Raw genomic sequence first — 23726 nt, 5'->3', positions numbered from 1 at the left:
GCGTCGTCCGCCGAACGGAAGAGAGCGAGAACCACCTCATGAGACACGACCTGGTCGTCTTCGTGCCGGGCATCCTCGGCAGCCGCCTGACCCGCGACGGCGAGGACGTGTGGAACCAGTCCGCGCGTGCCCTGCTGAGCCTGCGGAACCCGGGCCGGGCCGTGGAGGGTCTCGTGCTCCCGCCGGGCATCGGCGACGAGGCACCGGAGGGGCCCTGGGCCCTGGACGCCGATCACCTGCTCAAGAGCCCCCGGGCGTTCCCGGGGTTCCTGTCCTGCCTGGGATACCCCGATGTCCGGGCCGCCCTCGGCTGGAGCGACACCGACCGGGAGGGGCAGGAGCCGCACCCCGGGCAGTACCTGGTGTTCCCCTACGACTGGCGGCTGTCGAACCGCCTGACCGCGCGGCGTCTGGCGGCGCGCGTCGGCACCGCCCTGGCGCGGTGGCGGGAGCTGGCTCCCGCGGTGTACCCGGAGGCGCACGACGATCCGCCCCGGCTGATCCTGATGTGCCACTCCATGGGTGGGCTGGTCGCCCGCTACTACCTCGAGTGCCTCGGCGGACGTGAGGACACCCGGGCCCTGGTGACGCTGGGCACCCCGTTCCGGGGGGCCGCCAAGGCGGTGCGGGTGCTCACCGGCCACGCCGTGGAGCCGGGGAACGTCGCCACCCGGGCGCTGGAGCGCGTCCTGTCCGTCAACGAGCGGCTGGCCCTGCTCGCGCGGTCCTTCCCGTCCGTCGCCCAGTTGCTGCCCCGCTACGCGGCGGTGCTGCGGGAGGACGGCGACAAGCGGCGGCTGCTGACCCGCGTGCCCGTACCGGACCTTCCCACGGAGCTGGTGGAGGAGGCCTTCGCGTTCCACGAGGACATCGACAGCGCCTGGGAACGCAACCAGGCCGGTCTGGCGACGCCGCCCTACCGGGTGCACTGCTTCGCCGGGCGGGCGCACCCCACCGTGCACGGTGTCGAGGTCGGTGTCGACGGGACGCTGCGCTTCCCGACGCGCTTCGACAACGACCAGGAGTGGAGCGGGGACGGCACGGTCCCCAGCGGTTCGGCCATGGCCGCGTGGGCGCTGGAGCGCGAGGACGACGCCCTGTGGAACGGTGAACGCCACGCCGGCATGGCCGGTGCCGAGTCCCTGCGCCACCAGCTCGGCGCGATCCGGCACAGCCGGCCCACACGCCAGATGCTGTCGGGGGACGCCGCGTTCGGCCTGGAGGTGCCCGAACTCGCCTTCGCCGGTGAGCCGTTCTCCGTCCGGGCGACCGGTCCGACGGTCACCGGCAGGACGCTGCGGGCCCGACTGGCCCCCGCCGGCCGGCCGGTCACGGAGGCCAAGCCGGTGACGCTGGTGCCGGACGGGACGGGAGGCGCGACCGCCGAGCTGACGGCGTCCGAGGGCACCTGGGTCCTGCGGGTCGAGGCGGACCGCCCCTACACGGTCTGCCACGAGGTCGTCACCGTCGGGGAGATGTGAACCCGCCGAACGGGGCGCGGACGGGTCGCCCGGCGCACGCCGCCCGGGGAGCGCCGGGACCGCCGGGCGCCGCGAGCAAGCGGTCCGTCTGCGTCACCGCCCGGGCACGCAGCGAGTTCGCACTTCCGCCCCGGGAGCACTCGTGTGACACTGGCGTACCGTCCGCAGTGCGGACCCCTTCCGCACCGTCCCCCACGAGAAGTGCGCCGTGCGTTCTCTTCCCCTGCCGCTCGCCCTGACCGCGCGCCTGGCCCCGGTCGCCGTGCTCGCCACGGCGGGCTGGGTGCTGTCGTCCGGGCCGGACACCCCGTCGGCCGCCGAGGACAGGACGCCGCCCGACGGCGGGGCCCCGTCCGCCTCGGCCCCGGCGACACAGGCCGTGACGAAGACGTACGCCTCCGCCCCGGCGCCCTGCGAGAGCCTCGCCGAGAAGACGGTCGGCTCGCTGGTGCCGGGGGCCGAGGCAGCGGGCAAGGAGATCCCCTCGACCGACAAGAAGGTGCGCCGCACCTGCTCGTGGAACGCGCTCAAGGGCTACGACTACCGCTGGCTGGACGTCTCGTACGAGGTGATGGCCTCGGACGAGGCGGCGCAGAAGTCGTACCGGGAGCGGGTCGCCGACCGCAGCGGCGGCGGCGACGTGCCGGGGCTCGGCGACACCGCGTACTCCGTCGTGAACCTCACCACCGAGGACAAGCAGCAGACCCGTGAGGGCACCGTGGTGGTCCGCGCGGCCAACGCCCTGGTGATGATCACGTACAACGGCAGCGACTTCGAGTCCCGCAAGGCCCCCGGTACGGAGGAGATCAACAAGGGGGCCATCAAGGCGGCCAAGGAGGCGGTGGCCGCCCTCGGGGACGCGGGCTGACCGCCCTCCCCCGCCCCCGGCCTCAGCGGGCCGCCCCGCGCCGGGCGCCGGGCAGCATCAGCAGCAGGTACAGCAGCATCGACGTGCCCAGGCCCACCGCCCAGCCGTAGTCGGCCAGCGGCTCGAGGAACGGGACGGGCCGGCCGTCGACCAGCGGGTCGAAGTCCGCGCCGCCGACGGCCAGCACACCGCCGGCCAGGAAGGCGAGGACCGCCCGCCAGTTCCAGCCGCGCGTGTACCAGTAGCGTCCGCCCGTGCGGTACAGGTCGACGAGGTCGAGCCGGGCGCGGCGCAGGATCCAGTAGTCGGCGATGAGGATGCCGGCGACCGTGCCGAGCAGCCCGCCGACCAGGCCGAGCCAGGTGAAGATGTAGCCCTGCGGATCGGAGTACAGCTTCCACGGGAAGATGAGCACCGCGAGGACGCAGGTGATCAGCGCCCCGGTGCGGAAACTCACCCTGCGCGGCGCGACGTTGGAGAAGTCGAAGGCCGGTGAGACCAGGTTGGCCGCGATGTTCACGGACAGCGTCGCCACGAGGACGGTGACGAGGGCGAAGAGCAGTCCGACCACGTTGTCCGTCTTCGCGGCGAGCTTCACCGGGTCCCAGATCGGCTCACCGTAGACCGCCTGCGAGCCGGAGGTCACCATCACCGACAGGAAGGCGAACAGCGTCATGGTGGTCGGCAGGCCGAGCGCCTGGCCGCGGGTCTGGGCCTTCTGGCTGCGGCCGTAGCGGGTGAAGTCGGGGATGTTCAGGGACAGCGTGGACCAGAAGCCGATCATGCCCATGAGGGAGGGCCAGAACAGCTTCCAGAAGTCGCCGCCCCAGCCCAGCCGGGACGGCTGGTCGAACAGCGGGCCGAAGCCGCCCGCCTTGTCGGTCATCCACCACAGCATGACGAACGCGCCGACAAGGACGAAGGGCGCCGCCCAGTTCTCGAACCGGCGGATGGTCTCCATGCCGCGGAGGATCACGGCGACCTGGATCGCCCAGAAGATCCCGAAGGACAGCCACATCGTCCACGGGTGGCCGCCGAAGGCCGCCGCGCCCGTCCAGCCGTCGCCGATCAGCTTGCCGGCCAGGAAGTAGATGGCCTCGCCGCCGATCCAGGTCTGGATGCCGAACCAGCCGCACGCCACCAACGCCCTCACGACGGCGGGCAGGTTGGCGCCGCGGATGCCGAAGGAGGCGCGGGCGAAGACCGGGAAGGGGATGCCGTACTTGGGTCCCGCGTGCCCGGTGAGCAGCATCGGGACGAGGACGATCAGGTTGGCCAGGGCGATGGTGAACACCGCCTGCTTCCAGTCCATGCCGACGGCGATCAGACCGGAGGCGAGGGTCCAGGAGGCCGTGTTGTGGGCCATGCCGACCCACAGGGCGGAGAAGTTGTACGTGGTCCAGGTGCGCCCCTCGACGGGGACGGGCAGCAGGTCCTCGTTGGCGTAGGGGCCGCTCGGCGGCGGGGAGCCCGGGGCGAGCTCCACGCGCCCGTCGGGGAGGGTGACTTGGGCGGACGGCGGTATGGCCGTGGGCGCGGTGTCGGTCATGGGCAGGCCAATCGTGCGAGGGGTCGGGAGAGGCCGTGCGGGCGGTGCCGAGGGGGGTGCGCGGGTGCGCCCCGGCCCCCTGCCCCGCGGGGACAGGGGGCGTACTGGGGGTCGTCAGCCGTTGACGGCCGGGATGACCGTCGTGCCGTAGGCGTCGATCACGGCTTCCTGCGCGTCGTGCATGTCGTAGACGGCGAACTGGTCCACGCCGAGGGCGCGCAGGGCGGTCAGCTTCTCGATGTGCCTGTCGGCCGGCCCGATCAGGCAGAACCGGTCGACGATCTCGTCGGGCACGAACTGGGTGTCCGGATTGCCGCTGCGCCCGTGGTGGGCGTAGTCGTAGCCCTGGCGGGCCTTGATGTAGTCGGTGAGTTCGTCGGGGACGGCGGCGGAGTGCTCGCCGTACTTGGCGACCAGGTCGGCGACGTGGTTGCCGACCATCCCGCCGAACCAGCGGCACTGTTCACGGGCGTGGGCGAGCGCCTCGGGCGAGTCGTCGGCGGTGACGTAGGCCGGTGCGGCGACGCAGACCGTCACGTCGGACGGGTCGCGGCCGGCCGCGGCCGCCGCGTCCTTGACGGCCTTGACCATGTACTCGGTGAGGTACAGGTCGGCGAGCTGGAGGATGAACCCGTCGGCCTCCTCGCCGGCCATCTTCAGTGCCTTGGGCCCGTAGGCGGCCATCCACACGGGGAGTTCGGCGCCCGGCTTGATCCAGGGGAACCTGACGACGGTCCCGCCGCCGAGGTCGGCCTCCTGGCCCCGGCCGAGCGCCCTGATGACCTTCATCGCGTCGCTGATGCGGGCCAGGGTGTTGGGCTTGCGTCCGGCGACGCGCATCGCGGAGTCACCGCGGCCGATGCCGCAGACGGTGCGGTTGCCGAACATGTCGTTGAGGGTGGCGAAGGTGGAGGCGGTCACCTCCCAGGTGCGGGTGCCCGGGTTGGTGACCATCGGGCCGACCTTCAGCTTCGTGGTGTTGGCCAGGACCTGGCTGTAGATCACGAACGGCTCCTGCCACAGCACGGCGGAGTCGAAGGTCCAGCCGTACGTGAACCCGTTGCGCTCGGCGCGCTGCATCAGGCCGACGACACGGGAGGCGGGCGGGTCGGTCTGGAGGACGAGTCCGAAGTCCATGGGCACCGCTCCTAGTTCAGGTACTGGCAGGTGGAGCGCGGGGTGTAGACGCCGTGGCCCTTGCGCCCGGTGTACTCCCGCTCGGTGACGACCGGCTCGCCGCGCGAGAGCACGGTCTCGACGCGGCCGGTGACGCGTGTGCCCTCGTACGCCGAGTAGTCGACGTTCATGTGGTGGGTCTCGGCGGAGATGACCTGCTCGGCGTGCGGGTCGTAGACGACCACGTCGGCGTCGGCGCCCGGCGCGATGGTGCCCTTCCTCGGGTAGAGGCCGAACATGCGGGCCGGGGTGGCGCAGGCGATCTCGATCCAGCGGCGGCGGCTGATGTGCCCGTCGACGACGGCCTGGTGGAGCAGGTCCATGCGGTTCTCGACGCCCGGCATCCCGTTGGGGATCTTGGAGAAGTCGCCGAGGCCGAGTTCCTTCTGGCCGCTGAAGCAGAAGGGGCAGTGATCGGTGGAGACCACCTGGAGGTCGTTGGTCCGCAGCCCGCGCCACAGGGCCGCCTGGTGTTCCTTCGGCCGCAGCGGGGTGCTGCACACGTACTTGGCGCCCTCGAAGTCCGGCTCGGCGAGGTTGTCGGTGGACAGGAAGAGGTACTGCGGGCAGGTCTCCCCGAACACGTTCAGCCCCTCGTCGCGGGCCCGGGTCAGCTCGGCGACCGCCTCCTGGGCCGACACGTGCACGACGTACAGGGGCGCGCCGGCGACCTGGGCGAGGCGGATGGCCCGGTGGGTGGCCTCGGCCTCCAGCAGGGCCTTGCGGACCTCGCCGTGGAAGCGGGGGTCGGTCTCGCCGCGGGCGAGGGCCTGCTCGACGAGCACGTCGATGGCGATGCCGTTCTCGGCGTGCATCATGATCAGTCCGCCGTTGCCGGCGGCGCGCTGCATGGCCCGCAGGATCTGGCCGTCGTCGCTGTAGAAGACCCCGGGGTAGGCCATGAACTGCTTGAAGGAGGTCACGCCCTCCTCCACCAGCAGGTCCATCTCCTTCAGCGTCTCCTGGTTCACGTCGGAGACGATCATGTGGAAGCCGTAGTCGATGGCGCAGTTGCCCTCGGCCTTGGCGTGCCAGGCGTCCAGCCCCTCGCGCAGGGAGTGCCCGACGCTCTGGATCGCGAAGTCGACGATGGTGGTCGTACCGCCCCAGGCGGCGGCCCGGGTGCCGGTCTCGAAGGTGTCGGCGGCGTAGGTGCCGCCGAACGGCATCTCCATGTGGGTGTGCCCGTCGACGCCGCCCGGGACGACGTACTTGCCGGTGGCGTCGATGACCCGCTCGGCCGTGAAGGCTTCGGCGGCCGGGGTGCCGGTCGAGGCGAGGGCGGCGATGCGGCCGTCCTCGATCAGGACGTCGGCGTGCGTCTCGTCGGACGCGGTGACGACGAGGCCGCCGCGGATGACGGTGCGGCTGCTCATGCTGGTCCCTCCTGTCAGGAGCGGTGGGTCACGGCGCGGTCAGCGGGGAGTACGCGCCCGGCGCCCGGTCGCGGTAGAACTGCCAGCGGTCGCGGACCTCGCGCAGCTTGGCCATGTCGAGGTCGCGGACGACGAGTTCGGTCTCCTTGTCGCTCGCCACCTCGCCGACGAACTGCGCCTCCGGGTCGACGAAGTACGAGGTGCCGTAGAAGTCGTTGTCGCCGTACTCCTCGACGCCGACGCGGTTGATGGCGCCGACGAAGTACTCGTTGGCGACGGCCGCCGCCGGCTGCTCCAACTGCCACAGGTAGCCGGACAGGCCCCGGGAGGTGGCCGACGGGTTGAAGACGACCTCGGCGCCCTCGAGGCCGAGCGCCCGCCAGCCCTCGGGGAAGTGCCGGTCGTAGCAGATGTAGACGCCGATCCTGCCGACGGCCGTGTCGAAGACGGGCCAGCCGCTGTTGCCGGGGCGGAAGTAGAACTTCTCCCAGAATCCGCGCACCTGCGGGATGTGGGTCTTGCGGTACTTGCCGAGGTAGGAGCCGTCGGCGTCGATCACGGCGGCGGTGTTGTAGAGGACGCCGGGCTGCTCCTCCTCGTACATGGGGAGCACCAGGACGATGCCGTGCTCGCGGGCGAGGCGCCGGAAGCGCTCGACGACCGGGCCGTCGGGGATGCGCTCGGCGTAGGCGTAGAACGCGGGGTCCTGCACCTGGCAGAAGTAGGGGCCGTAGAACAGTTCCTGGAAGCACAGGACCTGTGCGCCCTGCGCGGCGGCGTCGCGGACCGCCTGCTCGTGGGCCTGGATCATGGATTCCTTGTCGCCCGTCCAGGCGGTCTGGAAGAGCGCGGCACGGATCACTCGGCTCATGTCGAACCTCCACTCGCTCGGTGTGCTGCGAGCGTAGGGACGGCGCGGGGCCGGTTTGAGTGGCACGGTGTCACGTCTGCGGGGGTCGGGCATTGCACGGTGTCACCCCTGTTGTGCGTCGTGGGCGAGGAGGGCGATGTGCACGGACGCGGCCTGCTCGAAGTCGTCGAGGTCCACGCCGAGCCGGGCCTGTATCGCCTCCAGGCGGCGGTAGAGGGCGGGGCGGGAGACGTGGTGGAGCTGGGCGGTGCGGGACTTGTTGCGGCCGGTGGCGAGATAGGTCCGCAGTACGCCGAGCAGGTCCTCGTCGGGGCCGCGCAGCAGCCCGTCCAGCTCCCGCTCGGCGAAGGACTGCACGTGCGGGTCGTCGCGCAGGAGCCGGACCAGGCCGCGCAGGTGGATGTCCCGAAGCCGGACGACGGGCGGCAGGTCCAGGGCGGCGGCGGAGTCGGTGACGGCGTCGGCGACGTGCCGGGCCTCGCGCAGACCGGCCGGTACGTCCTCCCAGTCGGTGCGGGCGTCGGCGGCGGCGACCACGGTGCCGGCGCCGTCCGGCTCGGAGCGCAGCCGGGCCGCGAAGTGGCCGGTCAGGGACCTGGCGTCCTGGTCGCGGGCGAGACTGAGCAGCACGGCGGCCATGCCGTCGGCGAGCGGGGCGACGAGCCCGGTGAGTCCCAGCAGCCGCAGGACCCGGTCGAGTCGGGCGGGTTCCGCGCCGCGGACGACCAGGGGGACGAACGCGCGCCGGTTGACCGGCAGTCCGGCCGCCCGCGCCCGCGGCAGAAGCTGCCGGGCGGGCACGGCTCCGTCCGTGAGGTCGCTGAGCAGGCCGTGGGCGGACTGCTCCTCCCAGGTGGGCGTCGCCCGGCCGCCGAGCATGCGGTGCAGGACGAGGGCCTCGGCGGCGCGGTCGGCGAGCAGGCGTCCGGCGGCCCGGTCGCCGCGGTGGCCGCACAGCACGAGCCGCCCCCAGCGCTCCCCGCGGCAGGTCAGGTCGGCGCGGATCCAGCCGTCGGCCGTGCCCGCGCCGGCCTGGCGGGCGATGCGCTCCCAGTCGCGCAGGACGTCGTCGACGGCCGCCCGCTCCCCCGCCGTGGCGAGGACGCGGTGGGCGAGGTTGGTGACGACGACCGGGCAGCCGCCGTGCCGGGCCACCTCGTCGAGCAGGCGCTGCACGGGGGCGCCCGCGGTGATCAGGCCGGTCAGTTCGGTGCGCAGGGACTCGGAGAGGCTGACGGCGGCGAATTTGCGGCGCAGCAGCCGGGACTGGACCTCCTCGGTCAGTTCGGCGAAGGGGAAGGGCCGGTGCAGGACGATCATGGGGAGCCCGCAGCGGTCGGCCGCGCGGCGCATCACGTCCGGCGGGGCGGGGAAGGCGCGGCCGAGTCCGAGGACGACGGCCGCGGCCTCCGCGCGGTGCAGGGAGCGGATGTACTCGGTCTGGCGGTCCTCGTCGCCGGCGAGCAGCACGCCGGTGGTGAGCACCATCTCGCCGCCGCTGAGCATCACGCCGACGTCGGCGGCCTCGGCGACGTGCACCCAGCGCACCGGCCGGTCGAGCAGGCCGGCGCCGGCCACCACCTCGGGCTGTCCGGCGAGGACCCGCTCCAGGGCGAGGACCTGGCGGACGGACAGGGCGGGTTCCCAGGCGGGCCGGGTGGTGGTCATGGCGGCGGTTCCTCCGCTCAGTGCACGGTGGTCACAGGCTCCGCAGGGCGCGCTCCAGGATCGCGGCGCCCTCCTCGGCCTCCGCGACGGTGAGGGTCATCGGCGGGGCGACGCGCAGGGCGCTGGTGTCGTGGCCGCCGCCCTTGCCGATGAGCAGCCCGCCCGCGCGGGCCTCCTCCAGCACGGCGGAGGCGGCCTCCGGGGCGGCCTCGTCGGTGCCGGGGCGGGTCAGCTCGATGCCGATCATCAGCCCGCGCCCGCGCACCTCCCGCACGTGCGGCACCTGTGCGGCGACGGCCCGCAGCCGTTCGATCAGCAGCCCGCCGACGCGCCGGGCGTTGCCCTGCAGGTCGTGTTCCAGCAGGTAGGCGAGGTTGGCGAGGCCGGCGGCCATGGTGATCTGGGTGCCGCCGAAGGTGGAGATGCTGTTGGCGTCCAGGCAGTTCATGATCTCGGCGCGGGCGATGACGCCGCCGATGGACATGCCGTTGCCGATGCCCTTGGCGAAGGTGACGATGTCCGGCGGGCCGCTGCGGGCGTGGGCCTGCCAGCCCCAGAAGTGGTCGCCGGTGCGGCCCCAGCCGGTCTGCACCTCGTCGGAGATCCACAGGATGCCCCGCTCGTGCAGCACCTCGCGGAAGGCCGCGTAGAGCCCGTCGGGCGGGGAGGTGAAGCCGCCCACGCCCTGGACGGGTTCGGCGATCAGCGCCGCGGGCGGGCGGGTGTGGCCGAGGAGGTCCTTCAGGTCGGCGACGCAGGCGTCGATGAACTCCCGGTCGTCCAGGTGCGCGTAGGGTCCGCGGGTGCGCACGCCACCGTGCACGTACAGGGTCTGCAGCGGGGACAGGGAGGTCGGGGACCAGCCGCGGTTGCCGGTGATGCCGACGGCGCCGAAGGAGCGGCCGTGGTAGCTGTTGCGCATCGCCAGGACCGTGTTGCCGCGCCGGTACGCGGTGGCGAGCAGCAGGGCGGTGTCGTTGGCCTCGGTGCCGGAGGTGGTGAAGAAGACGCGGGCGTCGGGGATGCCGGACAGGTGGGCGACGCGCTCGGCGAGTTCGACCATCGGCCGGTTGAGGTAGAGGGTGGACGAGTGGACGATCCGTCCGGCCTGTTCGGCGACCGCCTTGGTCACCTCGGGCAGGGCGTGGGCGGTCATCGTCGTGAGGATGCCGCCGAAGAAGTCGAGGTACTTGTTGCCGGCGGAGTCCCAGACGTGGCGGCCCTCGCCGTGCGTGATCTCCAGCGGGTCCTCGTAGTACAGGGCGAGCCAGTCGGGCAGGACGGCGCGGTGGCGGCCCAGCAGGTCCTTGGTCACGGCCGCACCAGCCCTTCGTAGGCGTCGGGGCGGCGGTCGCGGTAGAAGGCCCACTGCCGCCGCACCTGGTCGATGAGGTCGAAGTCCAGGTCGCGGACGACGAGTTCCTCCTTGGTGTCGCTGGCGAGGTCGCCGACGAACTGGCCGCGCGGGTCGACGAAGTACGACGTGCCGTAGAAGTCGTTGTCGCCGTACTCCTCCTGCCCGACGCGGTTGATCGCGGCGACGAAGTACTCGTTGGCGACGGCCGCCGCGGGCTGCTCCAACTGCCACAGGTGGGCGGAGAGCCCCCGGTGGGTGGCGGACGGGTTGTAGACCAGCTGTGCGCCGCCCAGGCCGAGTTGGCGCCATCCCTCGGGGAAGTGGCGGTCGTAGCAGATGTAGACGCCGACCTTGCCGACGGCCGTGTCGAAGACGGGCCAGCCGAGGTTGCCGGGGCGGAAGTAGTACTTCTCCCAGAAGCCCTCGACCTGCGGGATGTGGTGCTTGCGGTAGGTGCCGAGGACGGTGCCGTCGGCGTCGATCACGGCCGCGGTGTTGTAGTAGAAGCCCGGCTGCTCGACCTCGAACACGGGCACGACGATCACCATGCCGGTCTCGCGCGCGAGGTCCCGCATGCGGCGGACGGTCGGCCCGTCGGGCACGGGCTCGGCCCAGCGGTAGTGCTCGGGGTCCTGGACCTGGCAGAAGTAGGGGGCGTTGAAGACCTCCTGGAACCCGATGACCCCGGCCCCCTGCCGGGCCGCCTCGCGGGCGTGCTCCTCGTGTTTCGCCACCATGGACTCGGTGTCGCCGGTCCAGGTGGCCTGGACGAGAGCGGCACGTACGACGTTGGCCATGAGCTGCTCCTTCGACACGACGTCAGAGCCTCTACGCCCGTAGAGCAGGCACGTAGAGGCACGAACGTAAGCCCCCCGGGCGGGCTTGCCAAGACCATCGTCGTCAAGCCGGGGTGTCGATCGCGTTTCGCACTCCGGTGGGTGAGCCGTGGGGCCCGTGAGGCTGCCGGGGCCCGCCTCAGAGCACGGCCAGGACGCACCGCCCCGCCAGCTCGTCCATGGACAGCCCGAGCGTGCGGGCCAGCGCGGCCACCGTGAAGAAGGCCGGGGTCGGCGCTCGGCCGGTCTCGATCTTGCGCAGGGTCTCGGCGGAGATGCCGGCCTCGGCCGCGACCTCCGTCATGCTCCGCTCGCCGCGGGCCGCGCGCAGCAGCCGCCCGAGCCGCTCGCCGCGGTCGCGCTCTTCGGGGGTCAGGGGGGTGCGCACCATGCCGTCATTCTAATACCGGTCACCACGGTCGGCCCCAATTCAAATACCGGTATAGTAATTGGCATGGTGGAACTGAAGACGGACACATCGATCGACGCCATGCACGAGGCCGGCCAGGTCGTCGCCCGCGCCCTGACCGCCGTACGGCGGGCCGCGGACGTGGGCGTGTCGCTGCTGGAGCTGGACGCGGTGGCGCGCGAGGTGCTGCGGGAGGCCGGGGCGGGATCGCCGTTCCTCGGCTACCGGCCCTCCTTCGCGCCGACACCCTTCCCGGGCGTCATCTGCGCGTCGGTGAACGACGCGATCGTGCACGGCATCCCCGACGGCTACCGGCTGCGCGACGGCGACCTCGTCTCCGTGGACTGCGGAGCCACGCTGAACGGCTGGGCCGGCGACTCGGCGGTCAGCTTCGTCGTGGGTACCCCGCGCGCGGCGGACCTGACGCTGATCGAGACCGCGGAGCGGGCGCTGGCCGCGGGCATCGAGGCGGCCGTCGTCGGCAACCGCATCGGCGACATCGCGCACGCCATCGGCACGGTGTGCCGGGCCGGCGGGTACGGGATCATGGAGGACTTCGGCGGCCACGGCATCGGCCGGCGCATGCACGAGGACCCGGGGGTACCCAACGAGGGCCGCCCCGGCCGCGGACTGCCCCTGCGCCACGGCATGGTCCTCGCCATCGAGCCCATGCTGACCGCCGGCGGGCGCGACGACTACCACGCCGCCCCGGACGGCTGGACCCTGCGCACGAACGACGGCTCCCGCGCGGCGCACGTGGAACACACGGTGGCCATCACGGAAACCGGCCCACGCGTCCTGACGTCGAGGGAGGCGCTGTGAAGGGGGTCCGCTGAGGAAGGGGCGCCCCGGCCGCGCCCCGGCGCCCACCGGGGGCGGCTGCGAGAACCGCGCACGGAGGCCGGCCCGCCGCCGACACGGCCGCTTCCCGTCCCCGGGCGACGGCGGGCCGGGGCCGCGTCCGCACGTCGGGGGAGCCCCGGCAGGTTCCCGGCCGCCCGGGCACGGAAGCCGGTCCCTCGCGCGTGAGGCACCCGTCGGCGCCCCGGAGCCGGCACGCCCGCCGGCTCCGCCGCGCACGCACGCCACGGCGCGGAACCCCGGAGGGGCCGTGCTCCGGCGTCGTCGGGCGGTCACCGAGTCGCCGGGCGCCTCTCCCCCGCCGACGTCCCGCGGGGTCTCGCGTCCGTCGGGCTGCCGGACGTGCCCGGTGGAACAGAACGTGTCATGTTGGGCATGACCGCGCCCCGACCGGGTTACCCGGCCCCGGCACGTCGATCAGCGATGCAGCGGAGGTCCGTACACGATGAGCAGCGGCTTCATGGGCCCGGAGGGCGACCCGTTCGCGGAATTCCTGGCGCGCTTCTTCGGCGGGCCCAGGCCGAGGCAGATCGACATCGGGCGGCTGCTCAGCCAGCCCGCGCGGGAGCTGGTCCGCGGCGCCGCCCAGTACGCCGCGGAGCACGGCAGCCGGGACCTGGACACCGAGCACCTGCTGCGGGCCGCGCTCGCCACCGAGCCGACCCGCGGCCTGCTCAGCCGGGCCGGCGCCGACCCCGACTCGCTCGCGTCGCAGATCGACGAGCGCAGCGGCCCGGTGCAGCATCCGCCCGGCGAGGTACCGCCGCCCACCTCGCTGTCCCTGACCCCGGCGGTCAAACGCGCCCTGCTGGACGCCCACGAACTGGCCCGCTCGTCCGGCACCGGCTACATCGGCCCGGAGCACGTGCTCAGCGCCCTGGCCGCCAACCCCGACTCGGCCGCCGGGCACATCCTGAACGCGGCCCGCTTCGCACCCTCGGGGCTGCCCACCGAGACCCCGGAGGGCGCCAAGGCCCGCCCGGAGGCGCCCCGGTCCACGAACACGCCGACGCTGGACAAGTACGGCCGCGACCTCACCGACCTGGCGCAGCAGGGCCGGATCGACCCGGTGATCGGGCGGGAGGACGAGATCGAGCAGACCGTCGAGGTGCTCTCCCGGCGCGGCAAGAACAACCCGGTGCTGATCGGTGACGCGGGCGTCGGCAAGACCGCCATCGTCGAGGGGCTCGCCCAGCGCATCACCGACGGCGACGTGCCCGACGTGCTGGCCGGACGGCGCGTGATCGCGCTGGACCTGACCGGCGTGGTCGCCGGCACCCGCTACCGGGGCGACTTCGAGGAGCGGCTGAACAACATCGTCGGCGAGATCCGCGCCCACTCCGACCAGTTGATCATCTTCATCGACGAGCTGCACACGGTCGTCGGCGCGGGCGGCGGCGGCGAGAGCGGTTCGATGGACGCCGGCAACATCCTCAAGCCGGCCCTCGCACGCGGCGAACTGCACATCGTGGGCGCGACCACGCTGGAGGAGTTCCGCAGGATCGAGAAGGACGCGGCCCTCGCCCGCCGCTTCCAGCCCATCCTGGTGCCCGAGCCCACCAGCGCGGACGCCGTCGAGATCCTGCGCGGGCTGCGCGACCGCTACGAGGCCCACCACCAGGTCCGCTACACCGACGAGGCGCTGGTCGCGGCCGTCGAGATGTCCGACCGCTACCTCACCGACCGGCGGCTGCCCGACAAGGCCATCGACCTGATCGACCAGGCGGGCGCGCGCGTGCGGCTCCGGTCGCGCACCAAGGGCACGGACGTACGGGCCATGGAGCGCGAGGTCGACCAGTTGATCCGGGACAAGGACCAGGCCGTCGCGGACGAGCAGTACGAGCAGGCGACGCGGTTGCGCGACCAGATCACCGAGCTGAAGCAGCGCATCGCCGAGGCGGACGGCGGCGACGAGGCCGACGAGGGGCTGAACCTCGTCGTCGGCACCGAGGCCATCGCCGAGGTGGTGTCCCGGCAGACCGGCATCCCGGTCAGCAGCCTCACCCAGGAGGAGAAGGACCGCCTGCTGGGCCTCGAGACCCACCTGCACGAGCGGGTGGTCGGCCAGGACGAGGCCGTACGGGTCGTCTCCGACGCCGTGCTGCGCTCCCGTGCCGGGCTCTCCAGTCCCGACCGGCCCATCGGCAGCTTCCTGTTCCTCGGCCCGACCGGCGTCGGCAAGACCGAGCTGGCCCGGGCGCTGGCGGAGGCGCTGTTCGGCAGCGAGGACCGCATGGTGCGCCTCGACATGAGCGAGTACCAGGAGCGGCACACCGTCAGCCGTCTGGTCGGTGCCCCGCCCGGCTACGTCGGCCACGAGGAGGCCGGGCAGCTCACCGAGGTGGTGCGCAGGCACCCGTACTCGCTGCTGCTGCTCGACGAGGTGGAGAAGGCGCACCCGGACGTCTTCAACATCCTGCTCCAGGTGCTGGACGACGGCCGGCTCACCGACTCCCAGGGACGGACGGTGGACTTCACCAACACCGTCGTCGTGATGACCAGCAACCTCGGCTCCGACGTGATCACCCGGCGCGGTGCCGGCATCGGCTTCGGAGCGGGCGGCTCCGAGGCGGACGAGGAGGCCCGGCGCGAGCAGGTGCTGCGCCCGCTGCGCGAGCACTTCCGGCCGGAGTTCCTCAACCGCATCGACGAGATCGTCGTCTTCCGCCAGCTCAGCGGAGAGCAGCTCCGGCAGATCACCAGCCTGCTCCTGGAGCAGACCCGCCGCATGGTGCGGGCGCAGGACATCACCGTCGACTTCACCGACGCCGCGGTGGACTGGATCGCCGAACGCGGCTACCAGCCCGAGTACGGCGCCCGTCCGCTGCGCCGCACCATCCAGCGCGAGGTCGACAACGAGCTGTCCCGGCTGCTGCTGGACGGCCGGGTCCAGCAGGGCGGCCGGGTCACGGTCGACGTCGAGGACGGGCGGCTGGCGTTCCGTACCCCCCAGCAGCCCGTCCCCGAGCTGTGACGCCCCCTACCGGGCGGGCCTGACCACCATGGCCGAGCCGCCGCCGCGGCGTTCCCGCTCGGCGGCGGCCAGCCACCTGCCGTCGGGCAGCCGCTGCACACCGGTCGCCGCGCCGATCTCCGGGTTGACCCTGAACGAGTGCCCGAGGGCCTCCAGCTCCGCCCGCAGCCCACTGTCGTACAGGCCCGGTTCCAGCTCCGTCCGGGCGGCGTTGCGCTGGCTGGCGCGGGGTGCCGCGATGGCGTCGACCAGCGGGAGGCCGCGGTCGAGGACGCCGGTCAGGGTCTGGAGCACGGTGGTGATGATGGTCGCGCCGCCGGGCGAACCGACCGCCACCACCGGCCTGTCGTGCCGGTCCAGCACGATCGTCGGCGCGATGGACGAGCGCGGCCGCTTGCCCGGACCGGGCAGGTTCGGGTCGTGGACGGCCGGGTTGGCGGGGGCGAAGGAGAAGTCGGTCAGCTCGTTGTTGAGCAGGAAGCCCCGGCCGGGCACGGTGATGCCGCTGCCGCCGGTCTGCTCGATGGTGAGCGTGTAGGCGACGACGTTGCCCCACTTGTCGGCGACCGTCAGGTGCGTGGTGCTGTCGCCCTCGTACGTCGTCGGCGCCGCCGTTCCACCGCCCGCGCAGGGCGCGGGATCGCGCGGGTCGCCGGGGGCGAGCGGGCTGGTGAGCACCGCGTCGTCCTTGATCAGGCACTCCCGCGAGTCGGCGTAGCGCTGCGACAGCAGTTCCTTCGCCGGTACGTCCTCGAAGGCCGGGTCGCCGACCCAGCGGCCGCGGTCCGCGAAGGCGATGCGACTGGCTTCGATGAAGCGGTGCAGGTAGCTCGCCTCGTCCGCCTTCGACAGGTCGGTGTGCTCCAGGATGTTGAGGGCCTCGCCGACGGTGGTGCCGCCGGAGGAGGAGGGGGCGATGGAGTACACGTTCAGGCCGCGGTACGAGGTGTGCGTGGGCGCCTGGAGCTTGGCGCGGTAGTCCGCGAGGTCCTTGGCGGACAGGTCGCCGGGGCGGGCGTTCCAGCCGGAGTCCGGGTCGACGGGCGGCTTGTTGACGGTGGCGACGACGTCCTCGCCGAGCTCTCCGTGGTAGAGGGCGCCGATGCCCTTGCGGCCCAGCTCCCGGTAGGTGCGCGCCAGGTCCGGGTTCTTGAACGTGGAGCCCACGACGGGGAGTTCGCCGCCCGGCAGGAACAGCTCGGCGGTGTCCGGGAAGTAGCGGAACCGCTGCTCGTTGGCGGCGGTCTGCGAGCGGAAGGTGTCGTCGACGGTGAAGCCGTCGCGGGCGAGCCGCTCGGCGGGCTCGAGCACGGTGGCGAGCTTGCGGCTGCCCCACCGGTCCAGGGCGGTCTGCCAGGTCGCCGGGGTGCCGGGCGTGCCGACGGCGAGGCCGCTGGTGACGGCTTCGGCGAAGGGCAGCGGCTTGCCGTTCTCCGTGAACAGCTTCTCGTCGGCGGTCAGCGGCGCGGTCTCCCGGCCGTCGATCGTGCGTACCGTACGGGACTTGGCGTCGTAGTAGACGAAGTACCCGCCCCCGCCGATGCCGGCGGAGTACGGCTCGGTGACGCCGAGCGCGGCGGCGGTGGCGACGGCCGCGTCGACGGCGTTGCCGCCCTTGCGCAGGACCTCGATGCCGGCGGCGGAGGCGTCCGGGTCGACGCTGGCGACCGCGCCGCCGTATCCGACGGCGACCGGTGTCTTCGCGGCGGCGGGTGTTCCCGGCGCGGCGGGAGGCGCCGCCGCCCCCACCGACACCACGGCGGCCGAGACCGCCAGGACCGTCAGATTCCGTGCGACAGGGCGACGCATCCGCACCTCCAGTGAGAAGCCGTTCGGGCAGCCTAATTCATCGTCATGACCGCGTCAGGGGCCTGTCGTACACCCGTACGTCCGTCCCGCTACCATGCGCGCCCATGAGCGACGACGTACGCAACATCGTCCTGGGTGTGATCGCGGCCGGCATCAGCGCCGCGCTGGGCTGGTTCGCCCGTACGTATCTGTGGAAGCGGAAACTCCGCCGCAAGCAGGCGTTCTTCGGACTGCCGGACGGCGCCGAGTCGCTGCTCGTCGTCAACGGCGATCCCGCCGCCGGCGAACCGGCGGTGCACCGTTTCGACGTGTTCGCGCTGCTGGAACTGGCCGCGCTGGTCAAGGACTGTGGCGCGCACGTCCGGGTGGTCACGCAGGACACGGTGCATCAGGGCTTCGGGGAGCGTACGGAGTTCTGCGTGGGCGGCCCGGGCTCGAACCGGCGGATGCTGGCCCACATGGCGGCCATGCTGCCCGGGGTGCGGATCACCACGGACCCCGAACCCGGCCCGGACCGGGCCGCGTTCCAGATCGGCGGCGAGCGCCACCGCATGGACCCGGGCGTCACGGAGTACGTCCTGCTGGCCCGCCTCACCGCCGGCGACCGGCGCGACGCCCGTCCGGTGTTCCTGTTCTGCGGCCAGCGCGCGATCACCAACCAGGCCGCCACGCGCTACCTCGCCCGGCACCACGAGAAGCTGGCGCGCAAGCACGGCAAGAACTCCTTCGTGCTGCTGCTGAAGGTGGTCAACTCGCAGGCGTACGGCCCGGACGTCGTCGAACTCGTCGGGGACGTGACCCGGGCCGCGACGAGCCCCCTGCCGGCCCCGGCACCCGCCGGCCGCACCTCCCACCGCGCCTAGGGTTCACGTGCGCCCGGGGCCGGGCCGGTTCACTCCTCCGCGACCTCGGCGTAGAGCTGCGAGAGCTCGGGCACGCCGTCCGCCGCCCACGCGTGGCCGAACTCCACCACGTCGAACTCGCGTCCCGAGGCGAGCCGGACGACGGGCTGCCCGTCGGGGCGCAGATGCCAGGCGGCACCGGCCACGGTGCGCACGATCACGGTCCCCAGGTACAGACCCGCGTCGCTGCCCAGCCAGGGCAGGACCTCCTCGTCGCCGCGCCAGCGCGGCAGCACCTGGTCGAGCTGCTCCAGCGAACCGGCCGAGTCGTCCAGCCGCACTCCCTCGCGCAGCGCCTGCGAGCGGAGCACACCGCAGTCGGCGAGCAGCTCGCCGATGCCCTCGAAGTCGCGCACCGTGGGCCTCGCGCGCCGCCTGCCCAGGAAGGGGAAGTGCATACCGACAGGGTGTCACCCGTACCGCCGTGGACACCACAGGCACGCGGGCCCTACCGGACGCGGGGCGGCGTACACGGCGGGTGCGCGGGGCCCTCTACACGTCGAGGTCCACCACGACTGGCGCGTGGTCCGAGGCGCCCTTGCCCTTGCGCTCCTCGCGGTCTACGTAGGCGTCGGTTACTGCCTTCGCGAACGGCTCGTTGCCGTAGACCAGGTCGATGCGCATGCCGCGGTTCTTCGGAAAGCAGAGCTGGCGGTAGTCCCAGTACGTGAAGGGGTGGTCGTACTTCAGCGGGCGCGGAACCACGTCGGACAGCCCGGCCTCGCGCAGGGAGGCGAGGGCGGCGCGCTCGGCGGGGGTGACGTGGGTGGAGCCCTCGAAGGCGGCGCGGTCGTAGACGTCGTCGTCGGTCGGGGCCACGTTGTAGTCGCCCATCACCGCGAACGGGCGGCTGCCGGCGGCGTCGCCGGCGACGGCCGCGCGCAGCGCCTCGAACCACTGGAGCTTGTACGCGTAGTGGGCGTGCTCGACCTCACGGCCGTTGGGCACGTACACCGACCAGACCCGGACCGGGCCGCAGGTCGCGGAGATGGCGCGGGGCTCCTTCACTCCGTCGTAGCCCGGATCGCCGGGCAGGCCCTTGACGACGTCGGCCAGGCCCACCCGGGAGAGGACCGCCACCCCGTTCCACCGCCCGGTGGCGTGCACGGCGGCCTCGTAGCCCTTCTCGCGCAGCTCGTCGAACGGGAACTGCTCCTCGGCGATCTTGGCCTCCTGGAGGCAGAGCACGTCGGTGCCGCTGCTCTCCAGCCAGGCGAGCAGCCTCGGCAGACGGGCGGTGATCGAGTTCACGTTCCAGGTGGCGATGCGCATGTCCCCCAACCTACCCGGCGGCACCGACAGCGCGGACCGGCCCGGAAGGCGGGCACGGGGAAGGGGTGGTCAGACCTGCGCGGAGTCGCCCGGGGCCATCCGCAGGTGCTCCGATCCGCCGAGCTGCCCGATCTGGCGGTCGTAGATCGGGCGGGCGAGGTCGGTGAGGAGGGCGTCGTGGATGTCGTAGGCACGCCGCGGCTTGACCTCGCGGACGTAGTCGATGACCTCGGAGATCTTGTTCCAGGGCGCCATGACGGGCAGCATCAGCGTCTCGACGGGGTGGTCGGGGACGGTGAGGGCGTCGCCCGGGTGGAATACCTTGCCGCCCTCGACGAGGAACCCGACGTTGGTGACGCGCGGGATGTCCGGGTGGATCACCGCGTGCAGCTCGCCGTGGACCTGGACGTCGAAGCCGGCGGCGGTGAAGGCGTCGCCGTGGCCGACGGTGTGCACGCGGCCCGGGAAGGCCGTCGAGATCTTCTCCGCGACGGCCTTCAGCGTCCAGATCTCGGCTGCCGGGTTGTCCTCCATGGCGGCGCGCAGCCGTGCCTCGTCGAAGTGGTCGGGGTGCTCGTGCGTGACGAGGAGGGCGTCCGCGCCGAGTGCGGCGTCCTCCTCGCTGAAACCGCCGGGGTCGAGGACGAGGGTGCGCCCGTCCTTCTCCAGCCGGACGCAGGAGTGCGACTTCTTGGTGAACCTCATGACTCCATCCTGCCGCCGCGCCCCGCCCGCCCGCGAACGGCCGGCGGGGCCCGACGGGCCCTCACTCCGGAGGCGTGGTCTCCTCGCGGATGACCCGCTGCGCCACGCGGAAGGCACGGCCCGCCGCGGGTACGCCGCAGTAGACGGCGGCCTGGAGCAGCACTTCCTTGATCTCGTCGGGGGTGAGCCCGTTGCGCAGGGCTGCCCGGATGTGCGGGGCCAGCTCGTCCACGTGCCCGCCGGCGACGAGGGCGGTCAGGGAGACACAGCTGCGGCTGCGGCGGTCCAGGCCGGGCCGGTCCCAGATCTCGCCCCACGCGTACCGGGTGAGGAACTCCTGGAAGTCGCCGGAGAACTCGTCCGCCTGCCCCAGCGCCTGGTCGACGTGCGCGTCCCCGAGCACCTCGCGGCGCACCTTCAGCCCCGCGTCGTACGGGTCGGGCCGCCCCTGAGCGTGGGTGTGCCGCGGCACGGCGGCGGGGGCGATCTCGGCGACGGGCCCGGACTGCGGGGACGCGGACATGGCCTGCGCCGGTACGGGGACGGGCGGCACCGCGACGGCAGCGCTGTGCTGCGGGGGTGCGGGGGCGGCCTGCGGAGGCACGGGGACGGTGTGCGGGGGCACGGGAACGGCCGCCAGGGCCGGCTGGACGGGTGCCGTGGAGACGGCGGGCGCGGCGTGCGGGACCTGGTGGAGCGCCGGGACGGCGGTCTGGCCGGTCGAGGCGTCGTGGGCGGTCTGCCAGGCGGTGGTGAAGTGCCGCACCAGCAGGTCGGTGACGGCGGCGGGCTGCTCGACCGGGACCAGGTGGGAGGCGCCGGGGACCACGGCGAGGCGGGCGTCGGGGATGCCGGCGACCAGGGTGCGGGCCTCGGCGGGGCCGGTGACCTGGTCGTCGGAGCCGACGAGGACCAGGGTCGGCACGCCGACCTCGCCGAGTTCGCCGCGCACGTCGAAGGCGGCCAGGGCCTCGCAGGCGGCGATGTAGCAGCCGGGGTCGGTGGTCCGCACCATCTGCACGGCCCACTCGGTGATCGCGGGCTGGGCGGCGGCGAACCCTGCGGTGAACCATCTCTCGGGCGCGCTGCGGGCGATGGGGTCGAGCCCGTTCGTCCGGACGATCACGCCGCGTTGCCGGAACTCGTCGGCCGTGCCGAAGCGCGGCGAGGCGGCGATCAGGGCCAGGGAGGCGAGCCTGTCGGGGTGGCGCAGGGCCAGCTCGATGCCGACGGCACCGCCGAAGGCGCAGCCCGCGTAGCCGAAGCGCTGCACGCCGAGTCCGTCGAGCGTGGCCAGCAGGCGCGCGGTGAGGTCGGAGACGGAGCCCGCCGCGTGGGCCGGGGCTCCCCCGTGCCCGGGCAGATCGAACCGGAAGACCCGCCACTGCTGCGCCAGCTCGGGGACCTGCCTGTCCCACATGTGCCAGGTCGTACCCAGTGAGGGACCCAGGATCAGTACAGGGGCGTCTTCCGGCCCGTCGAAGCGGTATTGCAGGGTGTTCGGTGGTGTCTCACTCACGCCCCAGACTTTCTCACGTATCACGGGATCTCACACGGCCGGGGGAAAGACGCGGCCCTCGCCCCGCGCGGCGCGGCGCGGCCGGGTGGAGGCGGGCAGGCGGTGACGGCGGTGTCCGGAGCGGGAGTTCACCGCCGCCGTCGCCGCGGCGTGACCGGCACTTCCCCCGGCGGGCCGGACGGTGCGGCGCGGGAGTGGGGGAACACGCGTGCCGTTCTGCCCGTGGCAGAAGAAGGGACCGGCCGGGCCCGGCGCTCATTACCGTCCTGTCGCATGACGACGGTGACGACACGCACGGTCCGGTACCCGGCCGACGGCCTGACGATGGTCGGGCACCTCGCGCTCCCGGCCGGCGCCGGGCGCCGGCCCGCGGTGCTGCTCGGTCCGGAGGGCCCGGGGCTCAGCGACGTCGAGCGCCGCAGGGCCGACGCGCTCGCCGAACGGGGCTACGTGGCACTGGCCTTCGACCTCCACGGCGGGCGTCTCCTGACAGACCCCGAGGAGATGCTGGCCCGTTGCCTGCCGCTGCTCGCCGATCCCGACCGGATGCGGGACATCGGCCGGGCGGCGCTCGACGTGGTGCGTGCCGAACCGCGGACCGATGCCTGCCGGATCGCCGCCGTCGGCTACGGCACCGGGGGCGCCGTCGGACTGGAACTCGGGCGCGCGGGCACCGACCTGCGCGCGATCGGGACGGTCAACGGCCTGACCACGGGCCGGCCGGGCGAGGCGGCGCGCATCCGCTGCCCGGTGTGGGCCGGGGTCGGCTCGGAGGACCCCATCATGCCGCCCGCCCGGCGCGAGGCGTTCACCGCCGAGATGCAGGCCGCGGGCGTCGACTGGCGCCTCGTGGTCTACGGCGGGGCCCTGCACGCCTTCCACCACCCGCCGGTCGACCATCCGGTGCTCCCCGGGGTCGGACACCACCCACGGCACGCGCGGCGGGCCTGGCACGACGTCCTGGCGCTGCTCGACGAGTGCCTGCCCGTGCGGGAGTGATCCGGCCGGCGAGGGCGGCAGGCCTCACCGTGCCCCGGCCCAGCATGCGGCCCGCACCTCCCCCTCCGCGAAGTCCCGGCGGGGCAGACGCAGGCCGAGGGACTCCTCCAGGGCGTGGAAGTAGAGCTGGAACGTGTCCGTCAGTGCGGGGTGGTCCAACTCGGCGCGGCGCACGGCACGGTTGAGGAAGTCCAGTTCGCCGCCCCGCAGGTACGGGGCACGGCCGCGCTCGTACCAGATCAGCTCCAGCATGCCCCAGTCGTCGTCGACGCGGCGGCCGTCCCTCAGGTAGTCGAAGGTGTAGATGGCCTTCGCGGAGGTGGCGGTCAGCCACACGCTCTCCTTGATGCCGAGCGCCGCGTACGCCTCCTTGTCCGCGAACGCCCCGGGCGGCGTCTCGTGGTGCAGCAGGAACGTCCACCCGCCCGCCTGTCCGAAACAGCAGCTCCGCCACTGCCGGTCCCAGTGGCTCCGGCCGTCGTCCACGGCCCGGAGGTCCTTCAGGCGCGTGCCGGCCTCGACCTGCCCGGGATCGGCCCCGTACAGCAGGGCCAGCCGCTCGGCGTCGACGGTGCGTCCGGGTTCCGCGCGGAAGAAGGCGAGGGTCGTGTACGGGTCCTGCTCACGCCAGGAGTTCGCTATCCAGGCGAGCCCCTCCAGCGGGTCGCGCCCGCACGCCTCGGTCGTCCCCGTGTCGTCGAGACCGCCGCTGCGGAACCGTCTGCCCCAGGCCGGATCGATCCGCTCCAGCGCGTCGGCCACCTCCTCCGGGCCGCCGCCACGCCGGCGCATCGCGGACTCGGCGATCAGGTACAGCACCTGTTCGAGGTCGCGGGTGGCGAACCGCTCCCCGTAGGGACCGTGATGGCCGCGCACCGTGCCGTCCTCGTCCGTCAGCAGCCACAGGCCCTCCTCCTCCGCCTCCTCCTCGGCCCACCCCTCCAGCTCGTCGTGGGAGCGCGCCACGGGGGGCAGCCCGACCCCGTGGAGCAGGGCGTGCCCGGCGGCCTTGCGCTGCCAGGCCTCGGCGAGGGTCCGCTCGGTGATCTCCATGGCGTCAGCATAGGAAGGGGCACTGACAAGCCGTCCGGCCG

The 23726-nt window shown here is 73.1% G+C and carries 20 protein-coding genes; 6 read left to right on the top strand and 14 right to left on the bottom strand.

Annotation, left to right across the window (positions count from 1 at the left end):
* The first annotated feature begins 38 nt into the window (after positions 1 to 38).
* Together ACH499_RS08410 and ACH499_RS08405 are read left to right on the top strand one after the other, a co-directional pair.
* Positions 39 to 1481 (top strand): lipase family alpha/beta hydrolase, encoded by a 1443-nt coding sequence (locus tag ACH499_RS08410; RefSeq protein ID WP_399014363.1) that lies wholly within the window; start codon positions 39 to 41, stop codon positions 1479 to 1481.
* 208 nt (positions 1482 to 1689) lie between these two features.
* On the top strand, positions 1690 to 2349 hold the full coding sequence (locus tag ACH499_RS08405; RefSeq protein ID WP_356202044.1) for a hypothetical protein: 660 nt from the start codon (positions 1690 to 1692) through the stop codon (positions 2347 to 2349).
* Positions 2350 to 2371: 22 nt separating this feature from the next.
* Here ACH499_RS08405 and ACH499_RS08400 read toward each other — a convergent pair whose 3' ends face one another.
* The 8 genes from ACH499_RS08400 to ACH499_RS08365 all read right to left on the bottom strand — a co-directional run bounded on the left by ACH499_RS08400 (position 2372) and on the right by ACH499_RS08365 (position 11573).
* Positions 2372 to 3898: an NCS1 family nucleobase:cation symporter-1 gene (locus ACH499_RS08400; protein ID WP_399014362.1), complete on the bottom strand. Its 1527-nt coding sequence runs from the start codon at positions 3896 to 3898 to the stop codon at positions 2372 to 2374.
* 114 nt (positions 3899 to 4012) lie between these two features.
* On the bottom strand, positions 4013 to 5035 hold the full coding sequence (locus tag ACH499_RS08395) for a TIGR03842 family LLM class F420-dependent oxidoreductase (RefSeq protein WP_356202048.1): 1023 nt from the start codon (positions 5033 to 5035) through the stop codon (positions 4013 to 4015).
* A gap of 11 nt (positions 5036 to 5046) precedes the next feature.
* Entirely contained in the window at positions 5047 to 6450 is a 1404-nt protein-coding gene (hydA, locus tag ACH499_RS08390) for a dihydropyrimidinase (RefSeq protein ID WP_356202050.1), read from the bottom strand.
* A 28-nt stretch (positions 6451 to 6478) separates the two neighbouring features.
* Positions 6479 to 7321 (bottom strand): nitrilase-related carbon-nitrogen hydrolase, encoded by an 843-nt coding sequence (locus ACH499_RS08385; RefSeq protein WP_399014361.1) that lies wholly within the window; start codon positions 7319 to 7321, stop codon positions 6479 to 6481.
* 102 nt (positions 7322 to 7423) lie between these two features.
* Entirely contained in the window at positions 7424 to 8989 is a 1566-nt protein-coding gene (locus ACH499_RS08380) for a PucR family transcriptional regulator (RefSeq protein WP_399014360.1), read from the bottom strand.
* A 31-nt stretch (positions 8990 to 9020) separates the two neighbouring features.
* Positions 9021 to 10304 (bottom strand): aspartate aminotransferase family protein, encoded by a 1284-nt coding sequence (locus tag ACH499_RS08375; RefSeq protein WP_356202056.1) that lies wholly within the window; start codon positions 10302 to 10304, stop codon positions 9021 to 9023.
* Positions 10301 to 11143: a nitrilase-related carbon-nitrogen hydrolase gene (locus tag ACH499_RS08370; protein ID WP_356202058.1), complete on the bottom strand. Its 843-nt coding sequence runs from the start codon at positions 11141 to 11143 to the stop codon at positions 10301 to 10303. Before ACH499_RS08370 ends, ACH499_RS08375 begins: the two co-directional genes overlap by 4 nt.
* A 178-nt stretch (positions 11144 to 11321) precedes the next feature.
* Positions 11322 to 11573, bottom strand: coding sequence for a helix-turn-helix domain-containing protein (locus ACH499_RS08365; protein ID WP_399014359.1), 252 nt, complete (start codon positions 11571 to 11573; stop codon positions 11322 to 11324).
* Positions 11574 to 11636: 63 nt separating this feature from the next.
* On the opposite strand from ACH499_RS08365, the gene map reads away from it, so the two are divergent.
* Both map and ACH499_RS08355 read left to right on the top strand, forming a co-directional pair.
* Positions 11637 to 12413, top strand: a complete 777-nt coding sequence (gene map, locus ACH499_RS08360; protein WP_365603736.1) for a type I methionyl aminopeptidase — start codon at positions 11637 to 11639, stop codon at positions 12411 to 12413.
* Positions 12414 to 12897: 484 nt separating this feature from the next.
* Entirely contained in the window at positions 12898 to 15426 is a 2529-nt protein-coding gene (locus ACH499_RS08355; protein WP_356202063.1) for an ATP-dependent Clp protease ATP-binding subunit, read from the top strand.
* Between the two features lie 6 nt (positions 15427 to 15432).
* Here ACH499_RS08355 and ggt read toward each other — a convergent pair whose 3' ends face one another.
* Positions 15433 to 17235 (bottom strand): gamma-glutamyltransferase, encoded by a 1803-nt coding sequence (gene ggt, locus ACH499_RS08350; RefSeq protein ID WP_399014357.1) that lies wholly within the window; start codon positions 17233 to 17235, stop codon positions 15433 to 15435.
* A 104-nt stretch (positions 17236 to 17339) separates the two neighbouring features.
* On the opposite strand from ggt, the gene ACH499_RS08345 reads away from it, so the two are divergent.
* On the top strand, positions 17340 to 18098 hold the full coding sequence (locus ACH499_RS08345) for a hypothetical protein (protein ID WP_399014356.1): 759 nt from the start codon (positions 17340 to 17342) through the stop codon (positions 18096 to 18098).
* Positions 18099 to 18127: 29 nt separating this feature from the next.
* Here the strand turns inward: ACH499_RS08345 and ACH499_RS08340 are convergent, their stop codons facing one another.
* The 4 genes from ACH499_RS08340 to ACH499_RS08325 form a co-directional block, all read right to left on the bottom strand.
* Positions 18128 to 18535, bottom strand: a complete 408-nt coding sequence (locus tag ACH499_RS08340; protein WP_365603728.1) for a DUF6278 family protein — start codon at positions 18533 to 18535, stop codon at positions 18128 to 18130.
* A gap of 94 nt (positions 18536 to 18629) precedes the next feature.
* Positions 18630 to 19409 (bottom strand): exodeoxyribonuclease III, encoded by a 780-nt coding sequence (locus ACH499_RS08335; protein WP_356202071.1) that lies wholly within the window; start codon positions 19407 to 19409, stop codon positions 18630 to 18632.
* 69 nt (positions 19410 to 19478) lie between these two features.
* Complete coding sequence (locus tag ACH499_RS08330) at positions 19479 to 20114, bottom strand: MBL fold metallo-hydrolase (RefSeq protein ID WP_399014355.1); 636 nt, start codon at positions 20112 to 20114, stop codon at positions 19479 to 19481.
* A gap of 61 nt (positions 20115 to 20175) precedes the next feature.
* Positions 20176 to 21633, bottom strand: a complete 1458-nt coding sequence (locus ACH499_RS08325) for an alpha/beta fold hydrolase (protein WP_399014354.1) — start codon at positions 21631 to 21633, stop codon at positions 20176 to 20178.
* Between the two features lie 273 nt (positions 21634 to 21906).
* Here ACH499_RS08325 and ACH499_RS08320 point away from each other — a divergent pair, with 273 nt between their 5' ends.
* Positions 21907 to 22632 carry a dienelactone hydrolase family protein gene (locus tag ACH499_RS08320; protein ID WP_399014353.1) on the top strand — a complete coding sequence of 242 codons (726 nt, stop codon included), beginning with the start codon at positions 21907 to 21909 and terminating at the stop codon, positions 22630 to 22632.
* 24 nt (positions 22633 to 22656) lie between these two features.
* Here ACH499_RS08320 and ACH499_RS08315 read toward each other — a convergent pair whose 3' ends face one another.
* On the bottom strand, positions 22657 to 23685 hold the full coding sequence (locus ACH499_RS08315; protein WP_399014352.1) for a hypothetical protein: 1029 nt from the start codon (positions 23683 to 23685) through the stop codon (positions 22657 to 22659).
* Between the last annotated feature and the right edge of the window lie 41 nt (positions 23686 to 23726).

Source organism: Streptomyces sp. NPDC018947 (genome assembly GCF_044390505.1).
In the GTDB taxonomy this organism is placed as follows: Bacteria; Actinomycetota; Actinomycetes; order Streptomycetales; family Streptomycetaceae; genus Streptomyces.
The sequence above is the reverse complement of the archived record's forward strand: the minus strand, read 5'-3'. Positions and strand labels throughout refer to the sequence as shown.